Source organism: Streptomyces sp. x-80 (assembly GCF_046549095.1).
Lineage (GTDB): Bacteria > Actinomycetota > Actinomycetes > Streptomycetales > Streptomycetaceae > Streptomyces > Streptomyces celluloflavus.
In genome coordinates, this window is the sequence record NZ_JAJPWM010000062.1 from 1 (window position 1) to 2,574 (window position 2,574).

Consider the following 2,574-nt stretch of genomic DNA (forward strand, 5'->3'; position numbering starts at 1 on the left):
CTCGCCCACGAAACCCGGCGCTTCCCGCACCACAGACAACGCCAACCCCGCATCGTCTGCGGCTACTTCACCGCCCAACACGTCCGCTACACGACCCAATAGGAAACCCATCAGTTCCGGCTCAATACATACCGACGGGAGAGGGCTGGCTGTATCTCGCGACCGTCATCGACTGCTGTACCAAGGAAGTCGTCGGATACGCGATGGACGACCACTACCGGACGCCACTCATAACCCGCGCAATCCGCAAACCGGCCCGCAGCTCGGCTGTCAACTACTGCGGGGAGATCACCGTCGATTACGAACGCGAACTCGCCCAGCTCGACGATAAGGGGCGCCGACCGCTGCGGATCATGACCACCGACGACCCGGTGGCCGGACTGTAGGCGGCGCACGCGGAACTTCATGGGGAAATAGCGGCAGTTGAACCGCGAGATCATCAGTAATGGCCCCCTGGAAGGGCCTATGGTCGCAGAAAGTCTCGAGGCCGTCGACCGAGCCGGTCTTTTTATGGCAAAGTACCCCCATGCCGCATATTGATCTCATCAAAAAAGTCGACGAAGTCCTCGATGGGCCTTCCCCTTTGTGTATCGTCTCTGCTGGAGACCCTGTTCTCCGCCGTGAAGCGTTCCCGTTCGACGGACAGCTGGATGACGGCCGGCTGCACCACTTGGTAGAGGCGATGCGCGAGACGATGCAGAAAACCAAAGGAGCTGTCGGACTAGCGGCACCCCAGGTGGGCATCCCCCTGCAGTTGGCCGTCCTGGGTACCTCTCGCGAACTGGACGTGAGGTTGACCGAGCAAGGTGAGAAACCGGTCCCCTTCACCGTGCTGATCAACCCCTCGTACAAACCGGTTGACACTCGACACACCGCTTCCTTCGAGGGATGCCTGAGCGTTCCGGGCTGGCAGGCAGTGGTTATCCGCACCGACCGGATCGAGCTCACCTGTGATGACGAAGCCGGTCGCAGAGTCGAGGAGGAATACTCAGGGTTGGCTGCCCGCATCATGCAGCACGAGATCGATCACCTGGCGGGAACGCTCTACCTCGATCGCGCAGAAATTCGCTCGCTGTCAAGCTTGGAAGAGGCGATACAGCGCTGGAGGCCTGCCGGTTTGGAAGTAGCTGCCCGTGAACTAGGCTTCACCCTGCCCGGGCCGAAGTCTGGAGGCTGAGGTTCCCCCGCTGTGCGGCAGAAGGTGATCGGCTGGTCAGCAAGGGTTGACGGGCTTTGAGGTTCGCTCGTTCGGCTGTTGCCTGGTCGGCGTAGTGCTTCTCCTCGAACTCGATGGGGCTGAGGTAGCCGAGGCGTCTTTGGATGCGGCGGCTGTTATAGAAGCCGTCGATGTACTCGAAGAGCGCGAGGTTCGCCCCGGCCCGGGTGGTGAAGACGCGGCTCCGAATGGACTCGGTCTTGACCAGCGTCCACAGGTTCTCCGAGAGGGCGTTATCGTACGAATCCCCGACTGATCCCGTGGATGCCTCAATTCCCGCCCGTACCAAGCGGTTGTGAGCTTGATAGATGTGTATTGACAGCCGTGGTCAGCGTGGTGGATCAGCTGGCCGAGTTCGATCTCGCGGCTGGCGGGGGCGCACTCGAGGGCGGTGAGGACCAGGTCGGCGTCCGCGCGGGTGGAGGTCTCCCAGGCCACCACCTGGCGGGAGAAGGCGTCGCGGTGGCTCTTTTCATCGACGCAGAGAACCACCGCCTTCTCCGGCGGATGATGGTAGAGGCCGGCGACGTCGACGACCTTGGCGACGTACTGCGGGTCGGTGGGCAGTTTGAAGGAGTCCTGCAGGTGGGGCTTGAGGTCGAACTTCTTCCAGATCCGCCCGACGGTCGATTTCGACAGCCCACTGTGCTTCGCCATCGAGGCGCGCGACCAGTGCGTGTCCTTGCCCGGCGTGGATTCCAGAGTCGCCACGAGTACGTCTTCGACCTGGTCGAGCAGGACCGAGGGCGGCCTGCCGGGGCGGGGCTCGTCCATGAGTCCGTCCAGACGCAGGGTGATGAACCTGGAGCGCCAGCGGTTCACCGTCGCGTGGGCGATGCCGAGTTCGGCCGCGACCTCCTTGTTCGTCCTGCCCTCCGCACACCGCAGCACGATCTTCGCGCGTAGGGCCAGGAACTGCGCGGTCTTCGCCCGCCGCGCTCCGCCCGCTCGGCTTCGCTGAGCACCAGGTCCGGCTTGCGCCGGCCCGGCCGCAGCTCATCCGCCAGACCCGCCAGCCGCCGAGCCACGAACCGTGAACGCCACTTGCGCACCGTCTCCACGGACATCCCGCAGTCCGCCGCCACAGCGGTATTTGACGCCCCGTCCGCACAGGCCAGGATGATCCTCGCTCGCTCCGCCACACGGGCCAGCACCCCGCCACCCGCCCAACGCAGCAACTCCGCACGCTCCTCAGCGGACAGCACGACTTCGACAGCACGAGGGACTCTATGAGCTCATAACACGATCTTGTTGAGGTGTCCTGGTTGGGCGTTACCGGTTTGACGATTCGGCCGTTCGTGAGGGTGTGGGTATTCGACCGTGGATCGTGGACGATGAGTTGCGGGCGTTGATCGAGT

4 protein-coding genes and 1 pseudogene are annotated in these 2,574 nt (G+C 63.5%); 2 read left to right on the forward strand and 3 right to left on the reverse strand.

The features are described 5' to 3' along the window. Positions 1–203: 203 nt before the first annotated feature. Positions 204–386, forward strand: a complete 183-nt coding sequence (locus ACLJWH_RS41875) for a hypothetical protein (protein WP_411147059.1) — start codon at positions 204–206, stop codon at positions 384–386. A gap of 140 nt (positions 387–526) precedes the next feature. Further along, positions 527–1,177, forward strand: coding sequence for a peptide deformylase (locus ACLJWH_RS41880; RefSeq protein ID WP_411147060.1), 651 nt, complete (start codon positions 527–529; stop codon positions 1,175–1,177). On the opposite strand, the gene ACLJWH_RS41885 is transcribed toward ACLJWH_RS41880, so the two are convergent. The 3 genes and pseudogenes from ACLJWH_RS41885 to ACLJWH_RS41895 all read right to left on the reverse strand — a co-directional run bounded on the left by ACLJWH_RS41885 (position 1,146) and on the right by ACLJWH_RS41895 (position 2,421). Then, positions 1,146–1,505 carry an IS3 family transposase gene (locus tag ACLJWH_RS41885; RefSeq protein WP_411147062.1) on the reverse strand — a complete coding sequence of 120 codons (360 nt, stop codon included), beginning with the start codon at positions 1,503–1,505 and terminating at the stop codon, positions 1,146–1,148. The two genes, ACLJWH_RS41880 and ACLJWH_RS41885, sit on opposite strands and share 32 nt — an antisense overlap. A gap of 188 nt (positions 1,506–1,693) precedes the next feature. Then, positions 1,694–2,107, reverse strand: a pseudogene (locus ACLJWH_RS41890) (IS630 family transposase); the annotation flags it as partial. After that, positions 2,035–2,421, reverse strand: coding sequence for a helix-turn-helix domain-containing protein (locus tag ACLJWH_RS41895; RefSeq protein ID WP_411147061.1), 387 nt, complete (start codon positions 2,419–2,421; stop codon positions 2,035–2,037). The pseudogene ACLJWH_RS41890 and the gene ACLJWH_RS41895, both read right to left, overlap by 73 nt. Positions 2,422–2,574 lie beyond the last annotated feature (153 nt).